The sequence below is a fragment of the Rhizobium albus genome (assembly GCA_030160035.1).
GTDB lineage: Bacteria > Pseudomonadota > Alphaproteobacteria > Rhizobiales > Rhizobiaceae > Georhizobium > Georhizobium albus.
The window spans coordinates 289,822-315,856 of the sequence record BSNO01000001.1; the positions used below are offsets into that span (position 1 = coordinate 289,822).

Below are 26,035 nucleotides of genomic sequence, written 5' to 3' on the forward strand. Positions count from 1 at the left end.
TTGCCGGCACTTCTTCCCCGGAGAAACCCGATGAATGACCAAAGCCCCAGACTGGGCGAGTTCGACTATGCCGGCGACGATCACGTCGTGCCATTCCAGGTGGAGGCGCTCGATGCGCGTGGCCGTGCGGTGCAACTCGGTCCGATGCTCGACAAGATCATGGCGCGCCACGATTACCCCGAGCCTGTTGCGCGCCTGCTTGCCGAAGCGATCACGCTGACGGTGCTGATCGGCACGTCGCTGAAATTCGAGGGCAAGTTCATGGTGCAGACGCAGGGCGATGGGCCGGTCGACCTCTTGGTGGCAGACTTCACCACCCCTGATGCCGTGCGCGCCTATGCGCGCTTTGACGAGCAGGCGCTTGCGCAAGCGGTCGCCGCGAACCGGCTCGAGCCGCATGAACTGCTCGGTAAGGGCATCCTCGCCTTCACGATCGACCAGGGCGAGTTCATGCAGCGCTATCAGGGCATCGTCGAACTGGATGGCGCGACGCTGGAAGAGATCGCGGGCGCCTATTTCCGGCAGTCCGAGCAGATACCGACGAAGGTTCGGCTTTCGGTGGCGCAGCTTTATGATCGCGATGAGGACGGCCGGCCGCGGCATCAATGGCGGGCCGGCGGCGTCATCGTTCAGTTCCTGCCCGATGCGCCCGAACGCATGCGCCAGAGCGATCTGCCGGGCGGCGATGCGCCGGATGATTTTGAGCCGACGGGCGTCGAGGATGACGACGCCTGGGTCGAAGCCGTCGCCATGGTGGAAAGCATCGATGCGGATGAATTGACCGATCCGCTCGTCGGGTCTGAACGCCTGTTGTTCCGGCTCTTTCACGAACGCGGCGTGCGCGTTTTTGAGCCGGCACCCGTTCTCGACCGGTGCACGTGTTCGCGTGAGAAGATCAAGTCGGTGCTCGACAATTTCACCAGCGACGAAATCGCCGAGAGCACCGAGGATGGCGTCATCGCCGTCACCTGCGAGTTCTGTTCGACCGAATATCGGTTCGAACCCGAAGAACTTGGTCAGGACAGCGCGGAAAGCGAAAGCCACCTCCACTAGAATTCTTGAGCCGCGTCATGCGGCTCAAGTCGCTTTGAGCGGGGCACGCATCGCCTTGAGCCGCGATCACATGACAAAACTTTAATTTGCCTTGTCTTCATCCGTTCGGCATCTAGCTTGAACACATATGAAAGCCGTGCGCCGGGGACGTCGGTCGGATGGCGGTTCTCGCGGGACAAAAGGGCCGAAGCGCCGAGCCCGCGACTATCCCAGACGATGAGTTTGACGGAGCACGCTTATGCTGATCTCTCCCCATGACGAGTCCGTATCGACCGATCGCGTGAACGATGCCACGCGTGCGTCCGGCTCGACGATGCAGCGCACCGGTCGCTTCGTCCTCCAATTTGTGCTGATGCTGGCGATCCTCGTCGGATCCTATGTCGTTATGACGATGGTAATCGCCGCGCGTCCGGAGCGTGTGCCGAGCCCGATCACGCCGACGGTCTATGCGGTTGCTGCGCAGGACGTCGTGATCGAGGATCACCGGCCCGAAATTCTCGCCTATGGCGATGTCGTCGCACAGCGCACGGTGGATCTGCGTGCCCAAGTGACGGGCGAGATCATCGAAGTCAACCCGCAGCTGCGGGCCGGGCAGCGCATCGAGCAGGGCGACTTTCTCGCCCGGATCGACCCCTTCGTCTATGAAGGGCAATTGACCGAGGCGCGCGCGAGCCTGGCGCAGGCACAGGCGGTCTTGAGCGAAATCGATGCGCGCATCGCGGCCGAGCGAGAGCAGCAGCAAAGTGCCGAACTGCAATTGGAGATCGCCGAAAGCGACCTTCTGCGGGCGCAATCTCTCTCCGATCGTGGCGCCGGCACGCAGCAACAGCTCGATGAACGCCGTCTTGTCGTGTCGCAGCGCAGCCAAGCCGTCAGCCAGAGCCGGAACACGCTTCTTGTGGAAGAGGCCCGCCGTAACCAGCAGCAGGCGGAGATCGAGCGACAGGAATGGCTGGTGCGCCAGGCCGAGCGCGCGCTCGCCAACACGATACTCACGGCGCCTTTTGCCGGCGTGATCTCCGAAGCCATCGCGGAGCCGGGGCGTATTGCCGGCAGCGCCGACATCATCGCCTCCATTTACGACGACCGGCTGCTCGAGGCCCGCTTCACGCTCACCGATGCGCAATACGGCCGGATCTCGTCCGATGGCGAACCCCTGATCGGGCGCGCCATCGAGGCATCGTGGGTCGTCGGCACGGAGACGTACCGGTATGAAGGCACGATTGACCGCCTGGGTGCCACGGTTGCGACAGACCGCGGCGGCGTCGAGGTTTTCGCGCGGCTCGCCCCGGCCGATCATGCCGTGCAGTTGCGGCCGGGCGCCTTCGTCGCGCTGTCCGTGCCGGATCGGCTCTATGCCGACACAATCGAACTGCCTGAAAGCGCAGTCTACGATCCCGGGCATGCCTATGTCATCGAAGAGGGCGTGCTGCGGCGCCGCGAGGTGACGGTTCTCGCTTATCAAGGCGACACGGTCCTGCTTCGAGGCGACCTGCAGCCGGGCGAGCGCGTTCTGACGACGCGTCTTACGGAGGCCGATGAGGGCCTTGCCGTGCGCATTGCCGGCGAAGCGAGCGATGCGGATCCTGCGGCCGAGGCTGTCGAGCCTGCAGGTGAACGCAGCGGCGGCAGACGGCCTGGTGGCCGAGGCGCCATGCGCGCCTTCGGAGGCTGACGATGGCGCGCTCTCCCATTCGCCAATCGATGGTGGAAGCCCGCCAGCGTGCCGGACGCGCTGCCGGCGGCGGCATCCTCCGCACCTTCGTGCGGCATCCGAATGCCGCCAACATGCTGATGGCGCTGATGATCATCTTCGGGCTTTTCAGCCTGGCGCGGATCAACACCCAGTTCTTTCCGCCTGTCGAGCAGCCGAGCATCTCGGTGTCGCTCGCTTGGCCAGGGGCAAGTGCCGAAGATGTCGAGCGCAACGTGTTGGCACTGGTCGAGCCGGCGGTGCGCTACATCGACGGCGTCGACGACATGTCGTCCACGGCGAGCGAGGGGTCGGGCTCGATCCGGCTCGACTTCTCCGAAGGCACGGACATGCAGCGCGCGCTGGCGGAAGTGGAAAGCGCTGTGCGCGGCGTCTCCAACCTGCCGACCGACGTGGAGACGCCGCGGGTTACCCGCGCGCAGTTCTTCGAAGGTGTCGCCAAACTCGCAGTGACCGGAGCGGCGTCGGAAGATGTAAAACGCAATTGGGCGAAGCGTATCCGTGACGATCTGGTCGCTCGCGGCATCGACCGCATCGAATTCACAGGCCTGCGCAGCCCCGAAATTGTCGTCGATATCGATGAACGCGAGCTTCGTCGACTTGGCATGACCATCGAGGAGGTCTCGCAGGCGATTTCGGCGAACAGCCGGGATGTGCCTTCGGGCAATGTTGAAGGCTCTGTCGAGCGCCAGGTGCGGCTGATTGCCGAGCGGGAGACGCCAGCGCGCCTCGCCGCCATGGAGATCAAGACCCTGCCGACCGGCGAACGCGTGACGCTAGGCGACGTTGCGCGCATCGACGGTGGATACGATCCCGACGAGCAGCGCGGCTTCTCGAACGGCACGCCTGCGATCGAACTGGACGTTCAGCGTGCCGCCAACGCCGATACCCTGCAGACCGCATCGATCCTCAACACCTATCTGGCCAGCCTCACGCCGCAACTGCCGGCCAATATCGAAATCCAGACCTACGACGTGGCGTCGGATGCGCTCGAAGAACGGGTGTGGCTGCTGATCGAGAACGGTATCGGCGGCTTGCTCGTCGTCATCGTGGTGCTTTTCCTATTCCTCGACTTCCGTATCGCATTCTGGGTCGCCGCGGGCATACCAGTCGCGGTGATGGCCACGCTCGGGCTCATGTATGTGTCGGGGCAGTCGATCAACATGATCTCGATCTTCGCGCTGATCATGATGCTCGGCGTCATCGTCGACGATGCGATCGTTGTTGGTGAGCAGACCAACACGCGGCTCGAGATGGGCGACGATCCGCTGACAGCAGCGGAGAATGGCGTCGGGATGGTCATGACGCCGGTCATCGCCGCCATGGCAACGACGCTCGCCGCATTCGCCCCGATCGTGATCCTCGGCGGGCCGATCGGGCAGATGATGAGTGCTTTGCCGCTCGTGGTCATTGCCGTTCTGGTGGCAAGCCTCGTCGAATGCTTCTTCGTGCTTCCGGGGCACCTGGCCCATTCGCTCGGGCGCAAGCGGCGCGTCGGCTGGTCCTATTGGCGCCATCTCGCCATTGCGCTGATGCTGACGCTTGCGGCGGCCGTTTTTCTGTCGCGTCAATCGGGTCTGGCCGTGGAAAGCGCGTCGCTGCTCGGCCGAGCCTCGCTCGCGCTTGGCACTCTGGCGCCGGCGCTTCAGGCGGCGATCATCGGCGCCGTGGCGCTGCTCATCGCGGGTATGCTGGAATTTGCCATTCAGAAACTGCAGCGCCGTGATGCCAGTTCGTCCGCTTCGCAGAAGAGCCGCTTCCGCGAAGGCTTCGATCGCCGGTTCGAAGGCTTCCGCGACGGGCCGTTCAACCGAGTCGTCTCCGCGGCGTTTCATTGGCGTTACGTGACGGTGGCGCTGTCGGTCGGCGTGATGATGATCGTCAGCGTCGGGCTCCTGCGCGGACAGCACGTGCCTTTTGTCTTCTTTGAATCTCCGGAAGCCGAAACGATCTCGGGCAGCATCGTCTTCAATGCGGGCTTACCGGACGATGAAGCCGTTGCCGCCATCGGGCGCATCGAGGCGGCGCTGCGGGAAGCGGAACGAGGCCTTGCCGAAGAGGGCGCGCTGATCGCCGCCACCTTCACGACGCTCGGCACGTCGGGCCGCAGCGGCGATACGACGGCGCGGATCAATGTGCAGCTGACGACATCCGAAAGCCGCACTATCCGCACGCCGGAGATCGTCGCCGCATGGGAGGAAGCCGCGCCGGACATCGCCGGCGTTCGGCGCTTCTCGATCTTCCAGGCACGCCTCGGGCCGCCAGGGCGTGATGTCGAAATCCGCTTGCAGGGCGACCGCATCGGCTCTCTCAAGGCAGCATCGGACGATGTGATTGCGCTGCTCGCGACGATCCCCGGCGTTTTGGGCGTCGAGGACGATCTTCCCTACGGCAAGCCCGAGCTCGTCATGGAATTGACGACGCGTGGCGCGCTACTCGGCTTCACGACGGACGAGGTCGGCCGGCAGATCCGCAATGCCTTCCAGGGCGCGATCCCGTTCCGCTTTGCGCGCGGTGACGATGAAGTGACGGTGCGCATCAGCCAGACGATGCGCCAGCAAGGCTCCGGCGCGATCCGCAATTTCGAGCTGCGCACGGCCGACGGCAGCTATGTGCCGCTGACCGAAGTTGTATCGCTTTCGGAGCGGCAAGGCTTTTCATCGATCCGACGCCGGGACGGGCAGTCGACCCTTTCGGTAACCGGCGACGTGGATCTGGGCCAAACGACGCCCGATGCGGTTCTTGCGCAGGTGAGAGGCAGCGGCGGGCTTGATCTGATTGCCGCCGAACATGGTGTGGATTTCAATTTCGGCGGCCGCGCGGAAGAGCAGGAAGAGGCGTTCTCAGACCTGACGATCGCCACCATGGCGGCGCTGACGGTGATCTACATCATCCTCGCCTGGGTGTTCGGCAGCTATTGGCGGCCAATCGCTGTCATGCTGATCATTCCATTCGGGCTTGCCGGTGCCGTCTTTGGCCATTGGGTGCTCGGCTTCCCGTTGACGATCATGTCGCTTATCGGCCTGCTTGGTCTCGGCGGAATTTTGGTCAACGACTCCATCATTCTCGTTGACCGTATGGAGGAGCGGCTGAAAGCCGGCAACGCCGTCGATGAGGCGGCCATCGGCGCCAGCCGCGATCGGTTCCGGGCCGTGCTTCTGACGTCGCTGACGACGATCGGCGGCCTGTTTCCGCTGATCTTCGAGACGAGCGTCCAGGCTCAGTTCCTCATCCCGATGGCCGTGACGATCGTGTTCGGCCTCGGCATTTCGACCGTGCTCGTGCTGATGCTGGTGCCGGCGTTCATCGGTATCGGGTACGATATCCGCGGCGCGCTTTCGGCGATCTACGGCCGCCGGGCACCGGTGACACCGGCGTCTCTTTAAGCGTGGATCAGGTTCGCCAGAACCGCGGCAGGAAGAGCACGAGGATCGTGAACAGCTCCAGGCGGCCAAGAAACATGCCCGCCGACAGGATCCATTTCGCCGTATCGTTGAGGCTCGCATAGTTTCCGGCAGGCCCGATCAGATGGCCAAGCCCCGGGCCGACATTGGAGAGCGCCGAACCGGCGCCGGACAGCGCCGTCGTCATGTCGAGGCCGGTCATCATCAGGCCGAGGGACAGAAACGCGAAAGCCATGATGAACAGGAAGAAGAAGCTCATCACCGAGGTGATGACCGATCCTTCGATCGGTCGGCCGTTGAACTTCGGCCGGAAGATGCCGCGCGGATAGAGCACGCGGTAGATGTGTTCCCGCACCGCTTCGAACAGCACGATGAAGCGGAAGATCTTGATCCCGCACGAAGTCGACCCGGCACAGCCGCCGGCGAACATGATGACGAAGAAGAATGCGACGGCGTGCGAGCCCCAGAGGCCGTAATCGGTCGACGCATAGCCGGTGCCGGTGACGACGGAGATCACGTTGAAGGCCGCGTGTCGCAGCGCGTCATGGCCCTGGTGGTAGCCGCTGCGATCGGCGATGCCCCAAGCGATCAGGGAAGCCGCGAGTACGAACAGGAGGAACGCCCGTACCTGATCGTCGTCGAAGAGCGAGCGCGCCCGCCCCTGCAGCAGCTGCACGTAAAGCAGGAACGGGATCGACCCGGCGATCATGAAGAAGACCGCGATCCACTCGATGGAAGCGCTGTCGAAATGGCCGAAAGAGGCATCCTTGGTGGAGAAGCCGCCGGTGGCGACCGTGGTCATGGCATGGATGACCGCATCGGTGATGCCCATGCCGGCGGCGCCGTAGCACATGGCGCAGATCAGCGTGATGCCGATGAACACGAAGGTGATGGAACTGGATATCTGGCGCGCGCGCGGCAGGATCTTCTCGGCCGTATCGAAGGCTTCGGCCTTGAACAGTTGCATGCCGCCGATCTGCAGCATGGGCAGCACGGCGATCGCCATGACGATGATGCCGAGGCCGCCCAGCCATTGCAGCAGGCCGCGCCAGAACAGAACCCCGACCGAGGTGGTGTCGAGCCCAATGATGACGGTTGCGCCGGTGGTCGTCAGACCCGACATGCTCTCGAAAAATGCATCGGTGTAGCTCGGCAGAACGCCGGTCCAGACGAAGGGCAGGGAGGCGAAGAAGACGAGCGCCAGCCACGAGATCACCGTCATCAACAGTGCCTGGCGCCGGGAAAGGCCTTGCGCAGTGCCTCTCGTTGCGGCGAAGAGCGAGCTGCCGACGAGCGTGGTGATCAGCGAACAGACGACGAAGACGGTCCAGTCTTCGTCCTGAGCGGCAAACCCGACCAGCGCCGGAACGAGCATGGCCAGCCCGAGCGCGGCGAGGAGGGTGCCTGTAACAAGAAAAACCGGCCGGAAATCGAGCGCATCGCTCAATTGAGCGTTCTCGCCGCTCCTGGTCGATCCAGCGAGAAAGCGGGAATGGCCACTTCGAAGCTCTCCCCGTCTTCCGACTGCATCTCGTAGAGGCCGTACATGACGCCGGACGGCGTATCGAGCGGGCAGCCCGACTGGTACTCATAGCTGTCGCCGGGGCGCAGGATGGGCTGCTCGCCGACGACGCCAGGGCCGCGAACCTCATCGACGCGGCCTTGCTCGTCGGTGATGTGCCAGTAGCGGCTCTTCAGTTGAACGACCGTGTTGGATTTGTTGGCAATCACGATGCGATAGCCCCAGACATAACGGCTGTCGTCCGGGTCCGATTGGTCGTCCAGATAGAAGGGCTCGACCGTTACTTCGATGTCGCGGGTCAATGCGCGATACATGGTCATTCCTTCCAAGCCGCAACGGCGGCCTATTCTCTCGCTGATATTCTACAGCGGCCACGACACGTCAAGAATCATAGTTTCAGTAGTGTTAACGGCATCCTCACGGCAGCGTGACGCGGCGGTGCTGGCCAGAAGCACCAAGGGACGCTACAGCGGCGTGGCATATCGTCGTCAGGGGCAGGCACAATGCTGGACGGAGCAGCCAAATCCATCATCCAGCCGACCCTCGACCGCATTGGCCGGGGGCTCGCAGGCTGGGGCGTCAGCGCCAATCACATCACGATCGCCGGGCTCTTTATCGGCGTCGTCGCCGCCGTTGCGATCGTTGGCGAACACTTTCTCGCAGCCTTTGTCCTCATTCTGGCCAGCCGTGCCCTCGATGGACTCGATGGTGCGGTGGCGCGCGCGACGGCGCCGAGCGATTTCGGCGGGTTTCTCGATATCGTTCTCGATTTTGCGTTCTACGGCCTCATCCCGCTGGCCTTCATCATGCATGACCCGCAGCAGAACGGCATCGCAGGAGGGCTGCTGCTCCTGTCGTTCTACGTGAATGGCGCAAGCTTTCTGGCTTTCGCGACGATTGCGCAAAAGCGTGGCCTCTCGACCGAGGCGCGCGGCGTGAAATCCTTCTATTTCACCACAGGGCTGGCGGAAGCGTCGGAAACGCTGCTTGTCTTCCTCGCCTTCTGTCTGCTGCCCGGATATTTCGCGTGGATCGCGATCGTCTTCGCGATCCTCTGCTTCTATACGGCGCTGTCGCGGATCGTTGAGGCGCGCAGCCTGTTCGCCGACCCGGACTAGATCGCCGATAGCGCCCGGTCGATGTCCTCGATCAGATCGTCGGTATCCTCGAGCCCGACGGACAGGCGGAGCGTGCCGGCGCCAATTCCGAGTTCCACGCGGTCTTCTTCGGCGAGGTTCTTGTGCGTCGTCGTGGCCGGATGGGTGATCAGGCTCTTGGCATCGCCGAGATTGTTGGAGATGCGGATGATCTCGAGCGCGTTCTGGAACGCGAACGCCGCCTCCTTGCCGCCGTCGATGTCGATGGCAACGAGGGTCGAGCCGCCGCTCATCTGCTTGGCGATGATGTTGGCCTGCGGATGGTCGGCCCGGCCCGGATAGATGACGCGGTTGACGCCCTTGCGGCCATCGAGCGCATCGGCGATGCGGGTCGCGCTTTCCGTTTGCTGACGGACGCGCAGCGGCAGCGTTTCCAGACCCTTCAGCATCGTCCACGCGTTGAACGGCGACATGGACGGGCCGGTGTGGCGGAAATAGTCGTGCAGATTCTCGTCGATCCATTCCTTGTCGGAGAGGATCACGCCGCCGAGACAACGGCCTTGGCCGTCGATGTGCTTGGTGGTCGAATAGACGACGATATGCGCGCCAAGTTCCAGCGGCTTCTGGAAGAGAGGTGTGGCGAACACGTTGTCGACGACGACGCGGGCGCCGATCTCATTGGCGAGCGTTGCGACGGCAGCAATGTCGATGACTTCCAGCGTCGGGTTGGTCGGGCTTTCGAGGAAGAAGACCTTCGTGTTCGGGCGAACCGCCTTCTTCCAGTTCTCGATGTCGCGGCCATCGACCAGCGTGGTCTCCACGCCGTAGCGCGCCATCAGCTTTTCGACGACCCATCGACAGGAACCGAAGAGCGCGCGGGCAGCCACCACATGGTCGCCGGCCTTCACCTGGCAGAGAAGCGCTGCGGAAACGGCGGCCATGCCTGTTGCGGTCGCCCGGGCGTCTTCGGCGCCTTCCAGCGCGCACATGCGCTTTTCGAACATGTCGACGGTCGGATTGGCGTAGCGCGAATAGATGAAGCCTTCCGCCTCGCCCTTGAAGCGCGCTTCGGCGGCTTCCGCACTTTCGTAGACGTAGCCTTGCGTGAGGAAGAGGGCTTCGGAGGTCTCGCCGTGTTGCGATCTCGTAGTGCCGTCGTGGACGAGGGTTGTTGCCGTACGCCAGGTCTTCGATGTCATCGTGCTTTTTCCGTTCTCAACCGCAACGCGGTCACAAAAAAACCGGCCGCATAGCTGGCCGGTTCGTGACACCCGACCATTTTAGCTACTTCTTTAACGTGGCTGCAAGCCGGCCGGCCAAATCACCACGGGATAAGGAGGCTATACCGGCACTCCAATCTTGCGTCAATTCTGCATGGCTGCGAATGATGCGCCCTTGAGACGCTGGCGAGGAAACGACTGTGACACCCGGCATACTGGCCGATGCCGCGATTGCGGCGCTGTTCGAAACGGGAGCGCTTGTCACCGAGCGGCCGCTGGACGGCGACCAGATCCAGCCGGCAAGCCTCGATCTTCGCCTCGGTGCACGGGCCTTTCGCGTCCGCGCGAGCTTCCTGCCGGGGCGGGAAACGCTGGTGCGCACGAAGCTCGATCGCCTGAAGCTGCATGAGGTGGATCTGAGCGAAGGGGCGGTGCTGGAGACAGGCTGCGTCTACATCGTGCCCCTGATGGAAAGGTTGGCGCTGCCTGCGGGCCTGAGCGCTTCCACCAATCCCAAGAGCTCGACCGGCCGGCTCGACATCTTCACCCGCGTCATGGTGGATGGTGGTCAGGAATTCGACAAGGTTCCGGCTGGCTATCACGGCGAGCTTTACATCGAGATCAGCCCGCGCACGTTCCCGATCATCGTGCGTGCCGGCTCACGCCTGTCGCAGATCCGGTTCCGCAGCGGCAATGCACTCCTGAACGAGGAGCAGCTCGTCGATCTGCATTCCTCGGAGCGCCTGGTCAGTACGGGCGATGCCAATATCTCCGGCGGGGGCATTGCGCTTTCCATCGATCTGGAAGGCGATGAGCACGGGCTCATCGGCTACCGCGGCAAGCGTCACACGGGCGTCATCGACGTCGATCGTAAGGCCGCTCATGACGTTCTCGATTTCTGGGAACCGATCCATCGCCGCCAGGCGGCCGAGATGGTGCTCGATCCGGACGAGTTCTACATCCTCGTGTCGCGCGAGGCGGTGCATGTGCCGCCGCTCTTTGCGGCCGAGATGACGCCCTTCGACCCGTTGGTCGGTGAATTCCGGGTGCATTACGCCGGGTTCTTCGATCCCGGTTTCGGGCACGATCCTGCCGGTGGAGCCGGCAGCCGGGCCGTGCTGGAAGTGCGCAGCCACGAAGTGCCGTTCATCCTGGAACACGGGCAGATCGTCGGGCGCCTGGTTTACGAGCACATGGCGGAGCGGCCGAAGGCGCTTTACGGCACGGATCTCTCGTCCAACTATCAGGCGCAGGGCCTGAAGCTCTCAAAGCATTTCCGGTCGATCGACTAGGACTGACTGCTCTCCTTGTGAGCCGCCGCCGGGCTGCCGTTCAGTCGAGCGATCTCTGCCTTCAGAGCGGACAGTTCCGCCAGGATCTTGCGCTGGTTTTCCTTCATGTCGTCGCGCTCGTCCGCGGCGCTTGCCTCATGCTCCTCCTGCATCGCCGACACGATGATACCGATGAAGAGATTGAGCACGGTGAAGGATGTCGCCACGATGAACGGGATGAAGAACAGCCAGGAGAGCGGGTAGGTTTCCATCACCGGCCGAACGATGCCCATGGACCAGCTTTCGAGCGTCATGACCTGGAACAGCGTGTAGGCTGATTCACCGATGGAGCCGAACCATTCGGGGAAGCTCTGCGCGTAAAGATTGGTCGCCATGACCGAGAAGACATAGAAGACGAGGCCGAGCAGGAAGACGATCGATCCCATGCCCGGAAGCGCGTTGATCAGGCCGCCGACGACACGGCGCAAGGACGGCACGACGCTGATGAGGCGCAGCACGCGCAGGATGCGCAATGCGCGAAGCACGGACAGATTGCCAGTTGCGGGCAGAACGGCGATCGACACGACCAGCAGATCGAAAATGCGCCAGGGATCACGGAAGAAGGCCATCCGGTAGACGGCGAAGCGCGCGAGCAGTTCCACGACGAAGATGGCGAGGATCGCGCGGTCGAGCACCCTGAGGAAGCCGCCGGCGCGCTCCATGACGGCAGGCATGGTTTCCAACCCGAGCGTGATGGCGTTGATCACCACCAAGGCGGTGATGAACCATTCAAAACGGCGGGATTCGATCAGGGATTTCAGCGAATTCATGGGGCGGCCTGCAGCAGGGAAGAGCGGCCGTTAGGTGGATTGCGGGGCCCTGCAAGTCAAGCTGTCTCAGAAATCGAAAAGGTCAAAGGGCGGAGGCAGGGACGACGCCGCCCTTTGACTGGAGGCCGGAACCTACTGAATCGCAGTTTCCGGTTCATCATCCACGACTTCGGCGACCGGCGTGGAAAGTTCCGAGGGATCGAGCGCGACGATCATTTCCGCGCAGCGCGATGCTGCATCCCGACCGAGACGGTCGACGCCCGGGATCTGCGCCCATGCTGCCTTCTCGACAAAACCGCGCTGCTGATGCGGCCGCATGCCGGTCAGTTCTTCGAAATCGGCACGGGCCGTGTCCACGCCACGGAAATTGTCGACGCAGACGGAGGCGGCCAGTTCGGCACGCGACGCGTTGGCGGCATCACGCGCCATTTCATTGGCAGTGCCACCGGTAACCCAGCCGCCGAGCGTGAAGCCCAGAACGACCGTTGCCACGGCAGAGCCTGCGGCGACCCAGCCGAGAGTGCCCTTGGTCGGCTCGTACGCGTTCCACTTGTCAGAAATGCCCATCTTTTCCCTCCGGATTTGTTTCGAGCTGTTACGGAGTGTGAGCAGTGGGGGTGGACTTGTCAAACTATCAAAAATTGCCTGCGGCAATCCGTCATCGAGCCAGCCTCGTCTGGCCGGACGACTAGCAGTTCCTAAGCTTTTTCGGCTTGCTGAAAGGCGTTTGCACAGATAGGTTTAGCGGCATCGAGCGGGTGTAGTTCAATGGTAGAACGGCAGCTTCCCAAGCTGCATACGAGGGTTCGATTCCCTTCACCCGCTCCAGAAAAACCCTCAGACACTATGGCGAAATCTGGGCCCGATCAGCGCGCTTTCGGTGAAATGATTCTGTGCCGATCACGCGGGCAGGCCGCTGGCAGACTTTGCTCGGCGGGACTTATCGCAGCGCCCGTTGCCGCCAATGTCGGCCGGTGCGGCGTCTTCGCCCAGTGGTGCGGCCGGCGGAGAAGCTCGTAAAGCGCGGTCCAGGCGGCCCATGTCATCAGCGCCCAGTAGACGGGCAGAAGCATCCAGCGCCATCCCACCCGCAGCCGCTCAAGCGGCGACATCGCGCGCCGGCCGAGCAGGACGAAACAGGCAAAGGTTGCCGTCAGAATGGTGATGTCGGCGACGAACAGGATGGATTCGAAGCTCGTGCGGCCGTGGTCGCCGACCGACAGCGCCGAGATCATCGAAGCGCCGAAGAAGTAGACCATTGCCGGACTGAGCAAGGCAGCAACGAGAAGCCCAATCGTCATAATCTGGAAGGTGGCGGAGCGCACGAAACCGAGCGCGTTCGGTCCGCCGCGCGGGCGACGCAGCATCACCAGCCAGGTCTGCATCCAGCCCTTGAACCAGCGTGTGCGCTGGTTGCGCCAAGTGCGGATATCGGTGGGCGCCGATTCAAGCGTCGGCAGGGAGATGACGCCCAGGCGATGACCGTGCGTCGCAAGCCGAAAGCCGAGATCGGCGTCCTCGGTCACATTGAAAGGGTCCCACGCGCCCACCTCGCGCAGCGTTGCCGTTCGAAAATGGTTGGAGGTTCCACCCAGTGGCAGCGGCAGGTCGTTGCGGGCGAGAAAGGGCAGAAGTCCGCGAAAAAGCACCGCATATTCCAGCGCAAAGAGAGCCGTGATCCAGGAGTGGCGCGGGTTGGCGATGACGAGGGGCGCCTGGACGCAGCCGAGCCGAGGGCCGCCCGCCCTGAAGCGCGCCAGCGCCTGGAGCAGTTGTGCCGGGTGCGGGCGGTCTTCCGCATCGTAGATCACCAGATGTTCGCCGCGTGCGCCGGCCATGGCGTAGTTCAGTGCCTTGGGCTTGGTGTGGGGAAGGACCCGCGGCACGACGACGATCTCGTACTCGGGGCCGAGAGACTGCGCGCGCAAGGCAGAGATGGTCTCAGGATCGTTGGCCTCGCAGACGAACTTGATGTCGAGCTTGGCGCGTGGCCAATCGATCGCATCCAATGCGCGCACCAATTGCCCGGCCATCGCATGTTCGCGGTAGAGCGCCACCATCACCGTATAGACGGGTAGCGTCGGATCGGCTGCGTCGGCCGGCACGATCTCCGGATCGAGGCCAAGCCCATCGACCAAGGCTGTTGCCCGCAGCCATAAAAGGGTGGCGAACAGACTTGTCAGGAAAAGATGCGCCGCAATCGACATGAACACGGGGGAGACGATCAACAAGGCCGCCAGTGCCGTGAAGATCGTTCCGAAGATGAACCCCTGGCTGCCGGTCGCCACGATCCGTGCGCTGGCTGCCTGCTGGGTATCGAACAGATGTCCGACGGTCTCCGCGACCCGTTCGCGGCTGCGGACGGCCCAAACGGCTTGCTTAACCCCCGAAGGTGTCGTGATTGCGAAAGCTGGGCGCAGGCCACCGTGCCGGGAGAGCATCTCGGCAAGGCTGACCAGTCCCGCGAGATCCGGCGCGATCAGTTTGCGCGTTCGTCCGCGCTGATCGATGACGAGCGGTTTGTGCGGCATTATCAGCAGCGCGTCGATCGACGGCGTAACGATGACAAAATGTGGATCGATCGTCTCGATGAAGGCGAGGCCGAGTTCGGCGGCGACCGCCTCGTAATAGGCTGTTTCGGTTACGGCTCGGGCGGCGAGCAATTCGCGATCGACGGAGGTGGAATGCCGCGAGGCGCGGTCCGCCGCTTCGGCCAATTGCTGATCTGAGAGGTTCAGCCGTCTCAGAACGCGGGACAGGATGTCGACCGGGTGCGAGCACTTTTCAGTTGCTGATCTTGCAAGGGGCAGGCTAGCACGAGCGATGGCGCGGCCGAGGCCGCCGGCGTCGGAAGTTGGAACGGAAGTCAAAAGCATACTTCGCCGCGCCGCCGCGGACGTGTATTGGTCTTGTGTCACACAGCCCCAGGCGATGCCTGCCCCACTCTGCTCAAGGCCTAGCATGCTAGCGAGACACCAAAATAAAACATCCCTGGCTTTGTATGGGTTAATTGTTTTTTTACTCTGTTTAGCTGGTCCGCTTGGGGGTTCTGCTTGGGCGCAGTCCGTAAAAGTCCCGAATGTTTTTGATCCGCGCGAGCGCCTGTCACTTCCAGCGCTGTCGGGTGTCACGCGCGTACGGTTCTTGATGACGACGGATTTTCCGCCGTTCAGTTTCCTCGACCAGAGCGGGCGGCTTGCCGGCTTCCACGTGGATCTGGCGCGCGCCATTTGCGATGAACTCGACATCGAGCCTCGCTGCCAGGTCCAGGCGCTGCCATGGGACGAGCTGGAACCGGCGCTTGCGGCCGGCGAGGGCGAGGTGATCATGGCAGGCTTGCAGGTGAGCGAAGAGAGCCGAGAGCGCTATCTTTTCACCCGCACGATCATGGACTTGCCGGCGCGTTTCGTCGTGAAGGCCGCTGAGGCCGGAACCGACCGGGTGGCAGCCGATCATTTCGAACTGGGTGCCCGGATCGGTGTCATCCAACGCTCCGCCCATGCGGCGATGCTTCAGCGCTTCTTTCCTGATTTGACGCCGGTTCCGTTCGCGAGTTCCACCATGCTCTACCGCGCCGTCCAGGGCGGCTGGGTCGACGGGATCTTTGCCGACGGGTTGCAACTGTCGTTCTGGCTCGGCAGTCCGGCTTCCGCAGAATGCTGCGGGTTTCTCGACGGGCCTTTCCTATCACGCGAGTTTCTCGGCAACGGGCTTTCCATCGCCATCAGGAACGATCTGCCCGAGTTGGCGGAAGGCTTCGACTACGCGCTGATGTCGCTCAACAAGAGCGGCCGCTTCGCGGAACTCTATTTGCGCTACTTCCCCAACGGGCTTTACTGAGCTCTAGCTATCGAGCTTGCGAAACGGCAGGGCGAGCGCCCAGCCGAGCCTTGCGGTTTCTTCGCCACGATAGTGCTTGAGGCCGATCTCCATGCCGTCATGGCCGCGCCGCGGCTGGTCGACATAAGTACCGAACAGTCGATCCCAGAAGGGAAAGTTGAACCCATAATTGGAATTGGTTTCGCGCATGTCGGTGGAGTGATGAACACGGTGCATGTCGGGCGTCACGATCACGAGGCGCAGCGGCGCATCCAGCCATTTCGGCAGCCTCAGATTGGCGTGATTGAACATCGACGCGCCGTTCAAAACGATCTCGAAGATCAGAACGGCAAGGGCCGGTGCGCCGAGCAGAATGACGATCACAGCTTTCCAGACCATGGAGAGCACGATCTCCAGAGGATGAAAGCGCAACGCGGTGGTGAAGTCGAAGCCGCTGTCGGCATGGTGCATTCGGTGGATGCGCCACAACAGCGGGAAGCGATGGCTCGCCCAATGTTCGAGCCAGATGGCGAAGTCGAGCACGATGAAGGCGATGAGGCCGGCGAGCCAGACGGGAACGTCGAGCATATTGAAGAGGCCGATGCCGCGGCTTTCCGCCCAAAGCGCGGTGCCGACGGCAGCCAGCGGAAAGACGATGCGCAGGCAGACCGACGACAGCACGACCATGGAGACGTTGGTAACCCAACGCTTCGAGCGCCAGGCACCGACCATCTCGGGCCGCTCCAGCCGGGGTGCTGCCAGTTCCAAAAGTGCCATTGCCGCAAAGATGGCGAGGAAGACGCCCATCCGCACGACCGGTTCGCTCAAGCCGAACAGTTCCATCGCGCGGGGTCGCTCCTTGATTGCCAGTTCCACGGATATGGCGCCGAGCACAGGTTGCCGCAACGCAAACTGCGTTCACGAAGGCGCGAAATGTTGACGCGAAAGGGTCGGCACGGCATAGCTGCGGCCGGCCAGCCCCACGGTCGGCCTTGCGGGTGCTTCAGGCGCCGGCCCCTCTGACAAGCACGGACAATTGAGACGATGAGCGATCCCGAGCGAGGCGCAAGCCTGTCCCATCACGAGAGTTTCGATCCGGATGTGATCGCGGCGGCTCAAGGCGGAAAGGCCTGGCCTTTCGAGGAGGCGCGCAAGCTCGTCAAACGCTATGAAAAGAGCGGCTTTCCGGATGTGGTGCTTTTCGAAACCGGCTACGGTCCCTCGGGCCTGCCGCACATCGGAACGTTTGGCGAAGTGGCGCGCACCTCGATGGTGCGCCACGCGTTCCGCGTTCTGACCGGCGACCGGGTGCCGACCAAGCTCATCTGCTTCTCGGACGACATGGACGGGCTTCGCAAGGTGCCGGACAACGTGCCGAACAAGGAGATGATGGCGACGTTTCTCGGCAAGCCGCTGAGCCGCGTGCCGGATCCATTCTCCGATGCGCACCCGTCTTTTGCCGCTGCCAACAATGCCCGGCTGCGCTCGTTCCTCGATCGCTTCGGCTTCGACTACGAATTTGCCTCCGCCACCGATTACTATACGTCCGGCCGGTTCGACGAAGCGCTTCTGCGCATGTTGGCTGTCTATGACGACGTCATGGCGATCATCTTGCCGACGCTCGGGGAAGAGCGCCGCGCGACCTATTCGCCGTTCCTGCCGATCTGCCCGCGCACGGGCGTCGTGCTGCAGGTGCCGATGGTCGATCGCGACGTCGCGGCGGGAACGGTGACCTACCTGGATCCTGAGACCGGCGAGCGCATGGTAACGCCGGTGACCGGCGGCAACGTCAAGTGCCAGTGGAAGGCTGATTGGGCGCTGCGTTGGTTTGCGCTCGGCGTCGACTACGAGATGGCGGGCAAGGATTTGATCGACAGCGTCACGCTGTCCTCCAAGATCTGCAAGGCGCTCGGCGGAACGCCGCCGGAAGGCTTCAATTACGAGCTGTTCCTGGACGACAAGGGTCAGAAGATCTCGAAGTCGAAGGGCAACGGCCTGACGATCGATGAATGGCTCGCATACGCGCCGAGCGAGAGCCTGTCGCTCTACATGTTCCAGAAGCCCAAGACCGCGAAGCGGCTGCATTTCGACGTCATTCCGCGTGCTGTCGACGAATACTACCAGTTCCTCAGCGCCTACGAGAAGCAGGACTGGTCGACGCGACTCTCCAACCCCGTCTGGCATATGCATGATGGTGAGCCGCCGGCGATCGATCTGCCGGTGCCATTCGCGCTGCTGCTCAATCTCGTCAGCGCATCGAACGCCCATGACAATGCCGTGCTCTGGGGATTCATCTCGCGCTATGCGCCAGGCGTGACGGCCGAAACGCACCCGGAGCTCGACCGGCTGGTCGGCTATGCGATCCGCTATTTCGACGATTTCGTGAAGCCGGCGAAGCGGTTCCGGGCGCCGGATGCGGTCGAGCGGGAAGCCTTGGCGGCGCTGTCGGAAAAGCTTGGCACGCTGCCGGCGGATGCGGACGGTGCGGTGATTCAGGACGCGGCGCTCGACGTGGCGCGCGCCATCGAGCGTTACCAGGATCACGCCAAGAAGAGCCCATCGGGTGGGCCCGGCGTGTCGATCGCGTTCTTCCAGATGATCTATGAGGTGCTTCTCGGGCAGGAGCGCGGGCCTCGTTTTGGTTCGTTTGCCGCGCTTTACGGGATCGCGGAAACGCGGGCGCTGATCGACGACGCTCTTGAGGGCCGCTTAACGGCTGCCTGACCTCCGTCTCAGCGCGGATCGGAGCCATGGATGCCGATGCGGGCCTCGCGCGCCGCATCGGCAAGCTCCGCATAGGCGGAACCCGGCTCGGCATCGACCCAGCCATTGGTGACAAGCCAGGCGGCGATATCGGTCTCTCCCCGCATGCAGTTGGCCGTTGCCGTCCCTTCCCAGTTCGCCTCGTCGAGATCGCAGGCGAGCGCGCGGCCGCGCAGGAAATTGCGGAAGGCGGTGCGGGCCATCATGCCACACGGCCAGCGCTGCCCGCTGTCATCGGGGCAAAACCGGTCGGCCGGCGTCGGCACGATGCCCTCGAGCGCAAGATTGCGGCCGGAAATCGAGACCAGTCCAGCGGACAGGGCAAGCGGCCGGTAGAGGAGCGGCTTTGGTTCCTCGCGCGGCGGTGGCGGTTCGGAGATCGGTTGACGCGCCTCGATCCGTTCCAACTCTCCAGGAGCCGCCGTGAAGGGCTGGCCGAAGAGATCGGGATCAACCGGTCTCGCCAAGTTAGTTTGTGAAGGCGGTTGGGGTGATGCTCGGCGCTGCGGCTCTTCGGGCTCCGGCTCGGCCGATATCTCGGCCGCCTGCTGAGGCGGGCGCTCCACCCCTTCCAGCGCGGCGAAATAGTCCATGGCGGTGAACAGGCCGATCAGCAGGCATGCTATCAGCGTCACCGGCAGGATCAGGCTGCGCAGGAAGCGCTTGATCACTGGCTTGCCCAGATGATGCGGGCGACCCATTCGACGTCCGCCATGTCGAAAACCCGGTTTTCATGCTCGATATTGAGCGATGACAGTTCGATCGTGCGGGCCGTCTGGCGGTGCAGGATCTTGGCCATGACCTCGCCTTCTCGCGTCTTGACCACCACACGGTCACCGCGCCGCACTTGGGCATGGGGCTCCACGATCAACACGTCTCCGTCCCGGTAGAGCGGAAGCATGGATTCGCCTTGAACTTCGAGGGCGTAGACGCCCTTGCCGCCGGGAGCCGTCGGGAAATCGACCATCTCCCAACCCTGGCCGGCCGGAAATCCGCCATCGTCAAAAAAACCGCCGGCGCCGGCCTGGGCGAAACCGAGAAGGGGAATGGCGTTCGAACCGGGTGCGGCACGCTCGGATCCTGCGCCTGCCGCCTGGCCGCGCACCATGGCCATGAACTCTTCCAGCGAGGAGCCCGTCGCTTCGAGCACCTTGGCCACGGACTCGGTCGACGGCCAGCGGGATCGGCCGTCGGACGCCTGGCGCTTGGACTTGTTGAAGGAAGTGGGGTCAAGCCCGGCACGCCGCGCGAGGCCTGATGGCGAGAGCTGATGGCGCTCGGCCAAGGCATCGATCGCTGCCCATATGCGGTCATGGGAAAGCATGGTTGGGATCCCGCTCGATCAGGGCGGCCATTGAATGCGGCTGCGTCTTGATCGTTCTACCGCCAGCACAGCGCTGAGTAAAGGGATGTAGGAATAAAATCCCTAGAATGACCTAGGATTTTGCAGCACTGAACGGAGCGCGGCCGGATGCGAGTGCGCGGTCGAGATCGTCGATGCGGTCCTGGCCCCAGAAGACTTCGCCGTTGAGCACATAGGCCGGCACGCCCACGGCATCGGCGGCGATGGCTTCTTGCGTGTTCTGGCGGCGGCGAGCGGCGACATCTTCGCCTTGCGCGGCGCTCAAAATGGCGTCTCCGTCGAAGCCACAGGCATTGAGGTAGCGCGTGATGACGGCGGGATCGGAGATGTTCTCCTCACGCGCCCAGACGGCGGAGAAGATCTCGAACATGTAGGCCGACGGGTCTTGCTTCTCGTCGAGCAGCGCGATCACGGCCTGGTCGGCGAGCGTCGCATCGACCGGAAAATGCCGCGGCGCGAGATTGATGGGCAGGCCGCGGCGGTCGGCTGCCCGCTGCAGTTCCAGAAGCCGGTAGCGCTGGCGGGCAAGCGGCCGCTCCTTCAGCGGCTTGGCGCCGGAATTGCCGAAGACTGCGGCGATGTCGACCGGCTTGTAGGCGATGCCGCAGCCGTGCTTGGCGGCAGTGTCTTCAAACGCCTTGTGGCCTAGATAGACGAAGGGCGATGCGCCGAAGAAATAATAGTCGATCGTGGCCATCGGGCTGCTCCCTGTGATGTGCCTGTTACCAATAGCGTCCGGTCGTGGCGATCACCACCGTCAGCAGGCCGAGCACGAGGTTCATGCCGACCAATTTGCGGATCTTGTCGAGGTTGCGCGCGCCTTGCGCAAAATCGCCTGCGTCGATCGCTGTTCGGAACCGCTTCCAGGGTGCTGCGACGATGTGGAAGAAAAGCAGCATCATCAGAATGCCGGTCAGCGTCATGACATGGACGGAGACAGGCGCGCCGGCAAAACCGCCGAAGGTGACGAAGGTCATCGCGAACCCCGTAACAAGAAGCGCGATGACGGCCCAGCCGACGGCTGGCAGGAATTTGGCGAAGACGTTGCGCCAGAGCGTCAGCCGGGCGGCTGGATCCAGCGGGGCCGCTGCGGGGCGCAAAACGAGATACGCAAAGGCCATGCCGCCGACCCAGAAGACGGTGGCAAGGACATGGATGGCGAGGAGGAGAATGGTCATGCCCGTTCCCTATCGCGCCCTCGATGCTGCGGCAATGGCATAAAAAAACCCGGCGGAGATCGCCGGGTTTCTGGTTACGCGAAAAGGCGCCGGATCAGGCCGCCTGCTTGACGGCGTCTTCCTGGCCGAAGCGCTGGTAGAAGGTCTCGCCGGATTTTGCGAGTTCCTGCACGATGCGGGTCGGCTTGAAGTGCTTGCCGTAGCTCTTGGCGAGCGTCTTGCAGAGTTCCTCGAACTTCGCCGCACCCATGGCGTCGATGTAGGAGATGGCGCCGCCGGTGTAAGGCGCGAAACCGAAGCCGAGGATCGAGCCGACATCGGCTTCACGCGGATCGGTCACGATGCCTTCTTCCATCGTGCGGGTCGCTTCCAGCGCGATGCCAACCAGGAAGCGCTGCTTGAGGACTTCGACGTCGATATCGTCGGCGTTCTTTTGCGGGAAGAGCGTCTTCAGCTCAGGCCAGAGATGCTTCTTTGCGGGCTTGGCCGGGTAGTCGTAGAAGCCCTTGCCGTTCTTGCGCCCGAGACGTCCATGCTTGTCAACCATCGTGTTGACGAGGTCCATGTGGCGCGGATCGACGGCCTTTTCGCCGAGATCGGCGATGGCGGCCTTCAGGATCTTCTGCGACAGGTCGAGCGCGACCTCGTCATTGAGCGACAGCGGGCCGACAGGCATGCCGGCCATCTTGGCGGCATTCTCGATCATCGCCGGCGGGACGCCCTCGATCAGCATGTTGTAGGCTTCGTTCATGTAGCCGAGCACGCAGCGATTGACGTAGAAGCCGCGGGTGTCGTTGACGACGATCGGCGTCTTCTTGATCGCGGCGACGTAGTCGAGCGCCATGGCCAGCGCCTTGTCGCCCGTCTTCTTGCCGAGGATGATCTCGACCAGCATCATCTTGTCGACGGGCGAGAAGAAGTGGATGCCGATGAAGTTCTTCGGACGCTTGGAGTTCTTGGCAAGCCCGCTGATCGGCAGCGTCGAGGTGTTGGATGCGAAGACCGAAGCCGGCTTCAGCACATCCTCGACCGCCTCGGTGACGGTCTTCTTGATATCGCGATCTTCGAAGACCGCCTCGATCACGAGATCGGCGCCATCGAGATCGGCGTAATCGGAAGACGGCGTGATCAGCGAGAGGAGCGCATCGCCTTCCTCCTGCGTGGTCTTGCCCTTCTGGACGCCCTTCTTCACGATGTCGGCAGAATGCGCCTTGCCCTTCTCGGCCGCTTCCATGTCGCGGTCCACGAGAACCACGGGGATGCCGGCCTTGGCCGTCACATAGGCGATGCCTGCACCCATGAAGCCGGCGCCGACGACGCCGATTTTCTTGAATTTCGTCGGCTTCACGTCGGCCGGACGGCGCGCGCCCTTGTTCAGCTCCTGCATGGAGACGAAGAGCGAACGGATCATGCCGAAGGCTTCCGGCGTCTGCAGGACGTGGGTGAAATAGCGCTGCTCGACCTTGAGTGCGGTATCGAAAGGCAGCTGCAGGCCTTCGAAGACGCATTTGAGGATCGCGAGCGCGCCTGGATAGTTGCCGTTGGTCTCGCGGCGCAGGATGCCGGAGGCGGCAGGCCAGAGCTGGGCGCCCTGCGGCGACCAGACGGCGCCGCCGGGAGCCTTGAAGCCCTTCTCATCCCAAGGCTGAACCGGCTTCAGGCCGTCCTTGATCATCTTCTTTGCGGTGGCGACGAGCTTCTTCGGCTCGGCGATTTCGTGGATCAGGCCCATGGCCTTGGCGCGCTGCGGCGACAGCGACGAACCCGTCGTCATCATCTGCAGGGCATCCTGCGCATTGGTGAGGCGAGGAACGCGCTGCGTGCCGCCGGCGCCCGGGAAGATGCCGACCTTGACTTCCGGCAGGCCCATCTTGACCGACTTGTCGTCTGCCGCGACGCGGCCGTGGCAGGCGAGCGACAGTTCCAGCGCGCCGCCCATACAGGTGCCGTTGATCGCCGAAACCCACGGCTTGCCGCAGGTCTCGATCTTGCGCCACAGCCAGCTCATGCGTCCGGCCGCGTCGAAGAGCTTCTTCGTGGCATTGCCGGCGTCCTTGGCCTTTTCCTCGGCCATCATCGCGAACATGCCCTTGAGCATGGTGAGGTCGGCGCCACCGGAGAAGGTCTTCTTGCCGGAGGTGAAGACGACGCCCTTGACCTTGTCGTCGGCTGTCGTCGCGTCACAGATCGCCTCGATCTCGTCCATCACCTCCATGGTGAAGACGTTCATCGACTTGTCGGGCATGTCCCAGGTGACGAGAGCAATGCCGTCATTGTCGGTTTCGACGGTGAAGTTCTTGTAAGCCATGGTTTCAAATCTCCCCGGTTCTCAGACGCGCTCGATGATCGTCGCCGTGCCCATGCCGGCGCCGATGCAGAGCGTGACCAGCGCAGTGTTGAGGTCGCGGCGTTCCAGCTCGTCGAGCACGGTGCCGAGAATCATGGCGCCGGTGGCACCGAGCGGGTGGCCCATGGCGATGGCGCCGCCATTGACGTTCATCTTGTCGTGCGGGATGTCGAAGGCCTGCATGTAGCGCAGCACGACGGCCGCGAATGCCTCGTTGAGCTCAAAGAGATCGATGTCCTCGAGCTTCATCTTGGCGCGCTGCAGGAGCTTCTCGGTGACATCGACCGGGCCGGTCAGCATCAGCGCCGGGTCGGAGCCAATATTGGCGAAGGCCTTGATGCGGGCGCGGGGCGCAAGGCCCATGGACTTGCCGCCCTTCTTAGAGCCGAGCAGCACGACACCGGCGCCATCGACGATGCCGGAGGAGTTGCCGGCGTGGTGGACGTGGTTGACCGTCTCGATCTCCGGATGCGCCTGGATGCCGACGGCGTTGAAGCCGCCCATTTCGCCAGGCATCACGAAGGAAGCGTTGAGGCTTGCAAGACCCTGCATGTCGGTCGACGGGCGAATGTGCTCGTCATGGTCGAGGATCGTCATGCCGTTGATGTCCTTGACCGGGGCAACGGCTTGTCTGAAGTAGCCCTTCTCCCAGGCATTGGCGGCGCGCTTCTGGCTTTCCACCGCATAGGCATCGACGTCGTCGCGCGAGAAGCCGTATTTCGTGGCGATCAGATCAGCGGAAACGCCCTGCGGCATGAAATAGGCCGGGAAGGCGACGGATGGATCCATGAACCATGCGCCGCCGGCCATGCCGAGACCAATGCGCGACATGGATTCCACGCCGCCGGCGATGACGATGTCGTCCGCGCCCTGCGCGATCTTGGCGGCGCCGAAATTGATGGCGTCGAGACCGGAGGCGCAGAAGCGGTTGATCTGGATGCCAGGCGCCTGGGTCTTGTAGCCGGCCTCGAAGGACGACGCTTTGGCAATGTCGCCGCCAGCTTCACCGACCGCGTCGACGCAGCCGAAGATGATGTCGTCGACTGTTGCGGTATCAAGGCCGTTGCGGTCGCGCACTTCCTTCAGCACATGGGCGCCGAGGCGCACCGATGGCACCTCGTGCAGCGATCCGTCCTTCTTGCCGCGGCCGCGCGGGGTGCGGACGTGATCGTAAACATAAACGTCGGCCATTCGTCAGGTCTCCCTAGATTCGAAGCTTTGGCCACCCGCTCAAAGCGAGCGGGCGATCAGAAGCTTCATGATTTCGTTGGTGCCGCCGTAGATCCGCTGGACGCGGGCGTCGCGGAACATGCGGGCGATGGGGTATTCGTTCATGTAGCCATAGCCGCCGAAGAGCTGCAGGCATTCGTCGGCGACCCGGCACTGCAGGTCGCTCAAAAGGTACTTGGCCATGGAGGCCGTCGTGGTCGTCAGTTCGCCCTTGAGGTGCTGACCGACGCAATGATCGACGAAGACGCGTGCCATCGTCGCCTCGGACTTCAGTTCCGCGAGTTTGAACTGCGTGTTCTGGAACTCGATGACAGCCTTGCCGAAGGCTTTCCGCTCCTTGACGTAGTCGATGGTCACGGCAAGCGCCCGCTCGATCATCGCGATCGCCTGGTTGGCGATCAAAAGGCGCTCCTGCGGCAGTTGCTCCATCAACTGGATGAAGCCCTGGCCCTCCTCGGTGCCGAGCATGTTCGACGTCGGGATGCGGACATCGTTGAAGAAAAGCTCGGACGTGTCGTTGGCCTTCAGCCCGATCTTGTCGAGGTTACGGCCGCGCTCGAACCCTTCGACCTCGTCGGTTTCCACCACCATCAGCGAGGTGCCCTTAGCGCCCTTCGCTGGGTCGGTCTTGGCGACGACGATGATGAGATTGGCGTGCTGGCCGTTGGTGATGAAGGTCTTGGAGCCGTTGATCAGGTACTGGTTGCCGTCCTTCTTCGCGGTCGTTTTCACGCCCTGAAGGTCGGAGCCGGCACCGGGCTCGGTCATGGCGATCGCGCCGACGAGTTCGCCGGTCGCCATGCGCGGCAGCCATCTCTGTTTCTGCTCCTCGGAGCCGTAATGCAGGATGTAGGGAGCGACGATCGCGTTGTGGAGCGCGATGCCGAAGCCGTCGGTACCGGTGCGGCCAAGCGCTTCGATGATCACCGCCTCATGGGCGTAGGAGCCGCCCGACCCACCGTATTCCTCCGGCATGGATGCGCAGAGAAGGCCTGCTTCTCCCGCCTTCGTCCAGCTTTCCCGGTCGACCATCTCCTGCTTTTCGAACCGCTCATAGTGCGGCGCGATCTCGTCCTCGAGCCAGCGCGTCGCCATGTCTTCGAGCATGGCGACGTCGTCTGTCCGCCAGGCGGGCAGGGCGGTGCCGAGAACTTCGGATGGCTGGATCATGACTGTTTCCTCCAAAACAGTTCGGGCAGGCACTGCAAGATGCGCCTGCCCAAC

General features: G+C 63.1%; 21 protein-coding genes, 1 tRNA gene and 1 riboswitch. Of the genes, 8 read left to right on the forward strand and 14 right to left on the reverse strand.

The window, feature by feature from the left end; translation table 11 throughout:
- Positions 1-30 precede the first annotated feature (30 nt).
- The 3 genes from QQL76_RS01315 (at position 31) to QQL76_RS01325 (ending at position 6,153) form a co-directional block, all read left to right on the forward strand.
- Positions 31-1,053: an Hsp33 family molecular chaperone HslO gene (locus QQL76_RS01315; RefSeq protein WP_499206042.1), complete on the forward strand. Its 1,023-nt coding sequence runs from the start codon at positions 31-33 to the stop codon at positions 1,051-1,053.
- A 238-nt stretch (positions 1,054-1,291) separates the two neighbouring features.
- Positions 1,292-2,728 (forward strand): efflux RND transporter periplasmic adaptor subunit, encoded by a 1,437-nt coding sequence (locus QQL76_RS01320; protein ID WP_499206043.1) that lies wholly within the window; start codon positions 1,292-1,294, stop codon positions 2,726-2,728.
- 2 nt (positions 2,729-2,730) lie between these two features.
- The gene (locus QQL76_RS01325) at positions 2,731-6,153 is read left to right on the forward strand and encodes an efflux RND transporter permease subunit (RefSeq protein WP_499206044.1); all 3,423 of its coding nucleotides are present in this window, start codon (positions 2,731-2,733) and stop codon (positions 6,151-6,153) included.
- 7 nt (positions 6,154-6,160) lie between these two features.
- Here QQL76_RS01325 and QQL76_RS01330 read toward each other — a convergent pair whose 3' ends face one another.
- Together QQL76_RS01330 and apaG are read right to left on the reverse strand one after the other, a co-directional pair.
- Positions 6,161-7,618, reverse strand: a complete 1,458-nt coding sequence (locus tag QQL76_RS01330; RefSeq protein WP_245451443.1) for a TrkH family potassium uptake protein — start codon at positions 7,616-7,618, stop codon at positions 6,161-6,163.
- Complete coding sequence (gene apaG / locus QQL76_RS01335) at positions 7,615-8,007, reverse strand: Co2+/Mg2+ efflux facilitator ApaG/CorD (RefSeq protein ID WP_126008378.1); 393 nt, start codon at positions 8,005-8,007, stop codon at positions 7,615-7,617. The genes QQL76_RS01330 and apaG overlap by 4 nt, the downstream gene beginning before the upstream one ends.
- A gap of 189 nt (positions 8,008-8,196) precedes the next feature.
- On the opposite strand from apaG, the gene QQL76_RS01340 reads away from it, so the two are divergent.
- Positions 8,197-8,811 carry a CDP-alcohol phosphatidyltransferase family protein gene (locus tag QQL76_RS01340; RefSeq protein WP_499206045.1) on the forward strand — a complete coding sequence of 205 codons (615 nt, stop codon included), beginning with the start codon at positions 8,197-8,199 and terminating at the stop codon, positions 8,809-8,811.
- Here QQL76_RS01340 and QQL76_RS01345 read toward each other — a convergent pair.
- Positions 8,808-9,989 carry a PLP-dependent aminotransferase family protein gene (locus tag QQL76_RS01345; RefSeq protein ID WP_499206046.1) on the reverse strand — a complete coding sequence of 394 codons (1,182 nt, stop codon included), beginning with the start codon at positions 9,987-9,989 and terminating at the stop codon, positions 8,808-8,810. The genes QQL76_RS01340 and QQL76_RS01345 overlap by 4 nt on opposite strands.
- Before the next feature lie 60 nt (positions 9,990-10,049).
- A riboswitch (SAM riboswitch) is annotated at positions 10,050-10,128 on the reverse strand.
- Between the two features lie 82 nt (positions 10,129-10,210).
- Here QQL76_RS01345 and QQL76_RS01350 point away from each other — a divergent pair.
- Positions 10,211-11,302, forward strand: coding sequence for a 2'-deoxycytidine 5'-triphosphate deaminase (locus QQL76_RS01350; RefSeq protein WP_499206047.1), 1,092 nt, complete (start codon positions 10,211-10,213; stop codon positions 11,300-11,302).
- Here QQL76_RS01350 and QQL76_RS01355 read toward each other — a convergent pair.
- Together QQL76_RS01355 and QQL76_RS01360 are read right to left on the reverse strand one after the other, a co-directional pair.
- Positions 11,299-12,111 (reverse strand): ion transporter, encoded by an 813-nt coding sequence (locus tag QQL76_RS01355; protein WP_499206048.1) that lies wholly within the window; start codon positions 12,109-12,111, stop codon positions 11,299-11,301. The two genes, QQL76_RS01350 and QQL76_RS01355, sit on opposite strands and share 4 nt — an antisense overlap.
- Before the next feature lie 132 nt (positions 12,112-12,243).
- Positions 12,244-12,678, reverse strand: coding sequence for a hypothetical protein (locus QQL76_RS01360; protein ID WP_126008388.1), 435 nt, complete (start codon positions 12,676-12,678; stop codon positions 12,244-12,246).
- 187 nt (positions 12,679-12,865) lie between these two features.
- On the opposite strand from QQL76_RS01360, the gene QQL76_RS01365 reads away from it, so the two are divergent.
- Positions 12,866-12,939: transfer RNA gene (locus QQL76_RS01365), tRNA-Gly, on the forward strand.
- A gap of 38 nt (positions 12,940-12,977) precedes the next feature.
- Here QQL76_RS01365 and QQL76_RS01370 read toward each other — a convergent pair.
- The gene (locus tag QQL76_RS01370) at positions 12,978-14,987 is read right to left on the reverse strand and encodes a glycosyltransferase family protein (RefSeq protein WP_499206049.1); all 2,010 of its coding nucleotides are present in this window, start codon (positions 14,985-14,987) and stop codon (positions 12,978-12,980) included.
- Positions 14,988-15,258: 271 nt separating this feature from the next.
- Here QQL76_RS01370 and QQL76_RS01375 point away from each other — a divergent pair, with 271 nt between their 5' ends.
- Entirely contained in the window at positions 15,259-15,951 is a 693-nt protein-coding gene (locus tag QQL76_RS01375) for a type 2 periplasmic-binding domain-containing protein (protein WP_499206050.1), read from the forward strand.
- A gap of 3 nt (positions 15,952-15,954) precedes the next feature.
- Here the strand turns inward: QQL76_RS01375 and QQL76_RS01380 are convergent, their stop codons facing one another.
- On the reverse strand, positions 15,955-16,773 hold the full coding sequence (locus QQL76_RS01380) for a sterol desaturase family protein (RefSeq protein WP_499206051.1): 819 nt from the start codon (positions 16,771-16,773) through the stop codon (positions 15,955-15,957).
- A gap of 201 nt (positions 16,774-16,974) precedes the next feature.
- Between QQL76_RS01380 and QQL76_RS01385 the strand changes: the two genes are divergently transcribed.
- Positions 16,975-18,654, forward strand: coding sequence for a lysine--tRNA ligase (locus tag QQL76_RS01385; protein WP_499206052.1), 1,680 nt, complete (start codon positions 16,975-16,977; stop codon positions 18,652-18,654).
- Between the two features lie 8 nt (positions 18,655-18,662).
- On the opposite strand, the gene QQL76_RS01390 is transcribed toward QQL76_RS01385, so the two are convergent.
- From QQL76_RS01390 to QQL76_RS01420, 7 genes are all read right to left on the reverse strand, one after another.
- On the reverse strand, positions 18,663-19,394 hold the full coding sequence (locus QQL76_RS01390; protein ID WP_499206053.1) for a thermonuclease family protein: 732 nt from the start codon (positions 19,392-19,394) through the stop codon (positions 18,663-18,665).
- Entirely contained in the window at positions 19,361-20,017 is a 657-nt protein-coding gene (locus QQL76_RS01395; RefSeq protein WP_499206054.1) for a S24 family peptidase, read from the reverse strand. The genes QQL76_RS01390 and QQL76_RS01395 overlap by 34 nt, the downstream gene beginning before the upstream one ends.
- Positions 20,018-20,129: 112 nt before the next feature.
- Positions 20,130-20,753, reverse strand: a complete 624-nt coding sequence (locus QQL76_RS01400) for a 2-hydroxychromene-2-carboxylate isomerase (RefSeq protein ID WP_499206055.1) — start codon at positions 20,751-20,753, stop codon at positions 20,130-20,132.
- 25 nt (positions 20,754-20,778) lie between these two features.
- Positions 20,779-21,234 carry a CopD family protein gene (locus tag QQL76_RS01405; RefSeq protein WP_499206056.1) on the reverse strand — a complete coding sequence of 152 codons (456 nt, stop codon included), beginning with the start codon at positions 21,232-21,234 and terminating at the stop codon, positions 20,779-20,781.
- 94 nt (positions 21,235-21,328) lie between these two features.
- Positions 21,329-23,542, reverse strand: coding sequence for a fatty acid beta-oxidation multifunctional protein (locus QQL76_RS01410; protein ID WP_499206057.1), 2,214 nt, complete (start codon positions 23,540-23,542; stop codon positions 21,329-21,331).
- A gap of 21 nt (positions 23,543-23,563) precedes the next feature.
- Positions 23,564-24,772, reverse strand: a complete 1,209-nt coding sequence (locus QQL76_RS01415; RefSeq protein ID WP_499206058.1) for an acetyl-CoA acetyltransferase — start codon at positions 24,770-24,772, stop codon at positions 23,564-23,566.
- Between the two features lie 39 nt (positions 24,773-24,811).
- Positions 24,812-25,981, reverse strand: a complete 1,170-nt coding sequence (locus QQL76_RS01420) for an acyl-CoA dehydrogenase family protein (protein ID WP_499206059.1) — start codon at positions 25,979-25,981, stop codon at positions 24,812-24,814.
- Between the last annotated feature and the right edge of the window lie 54 nt (positions 25,982-26,035).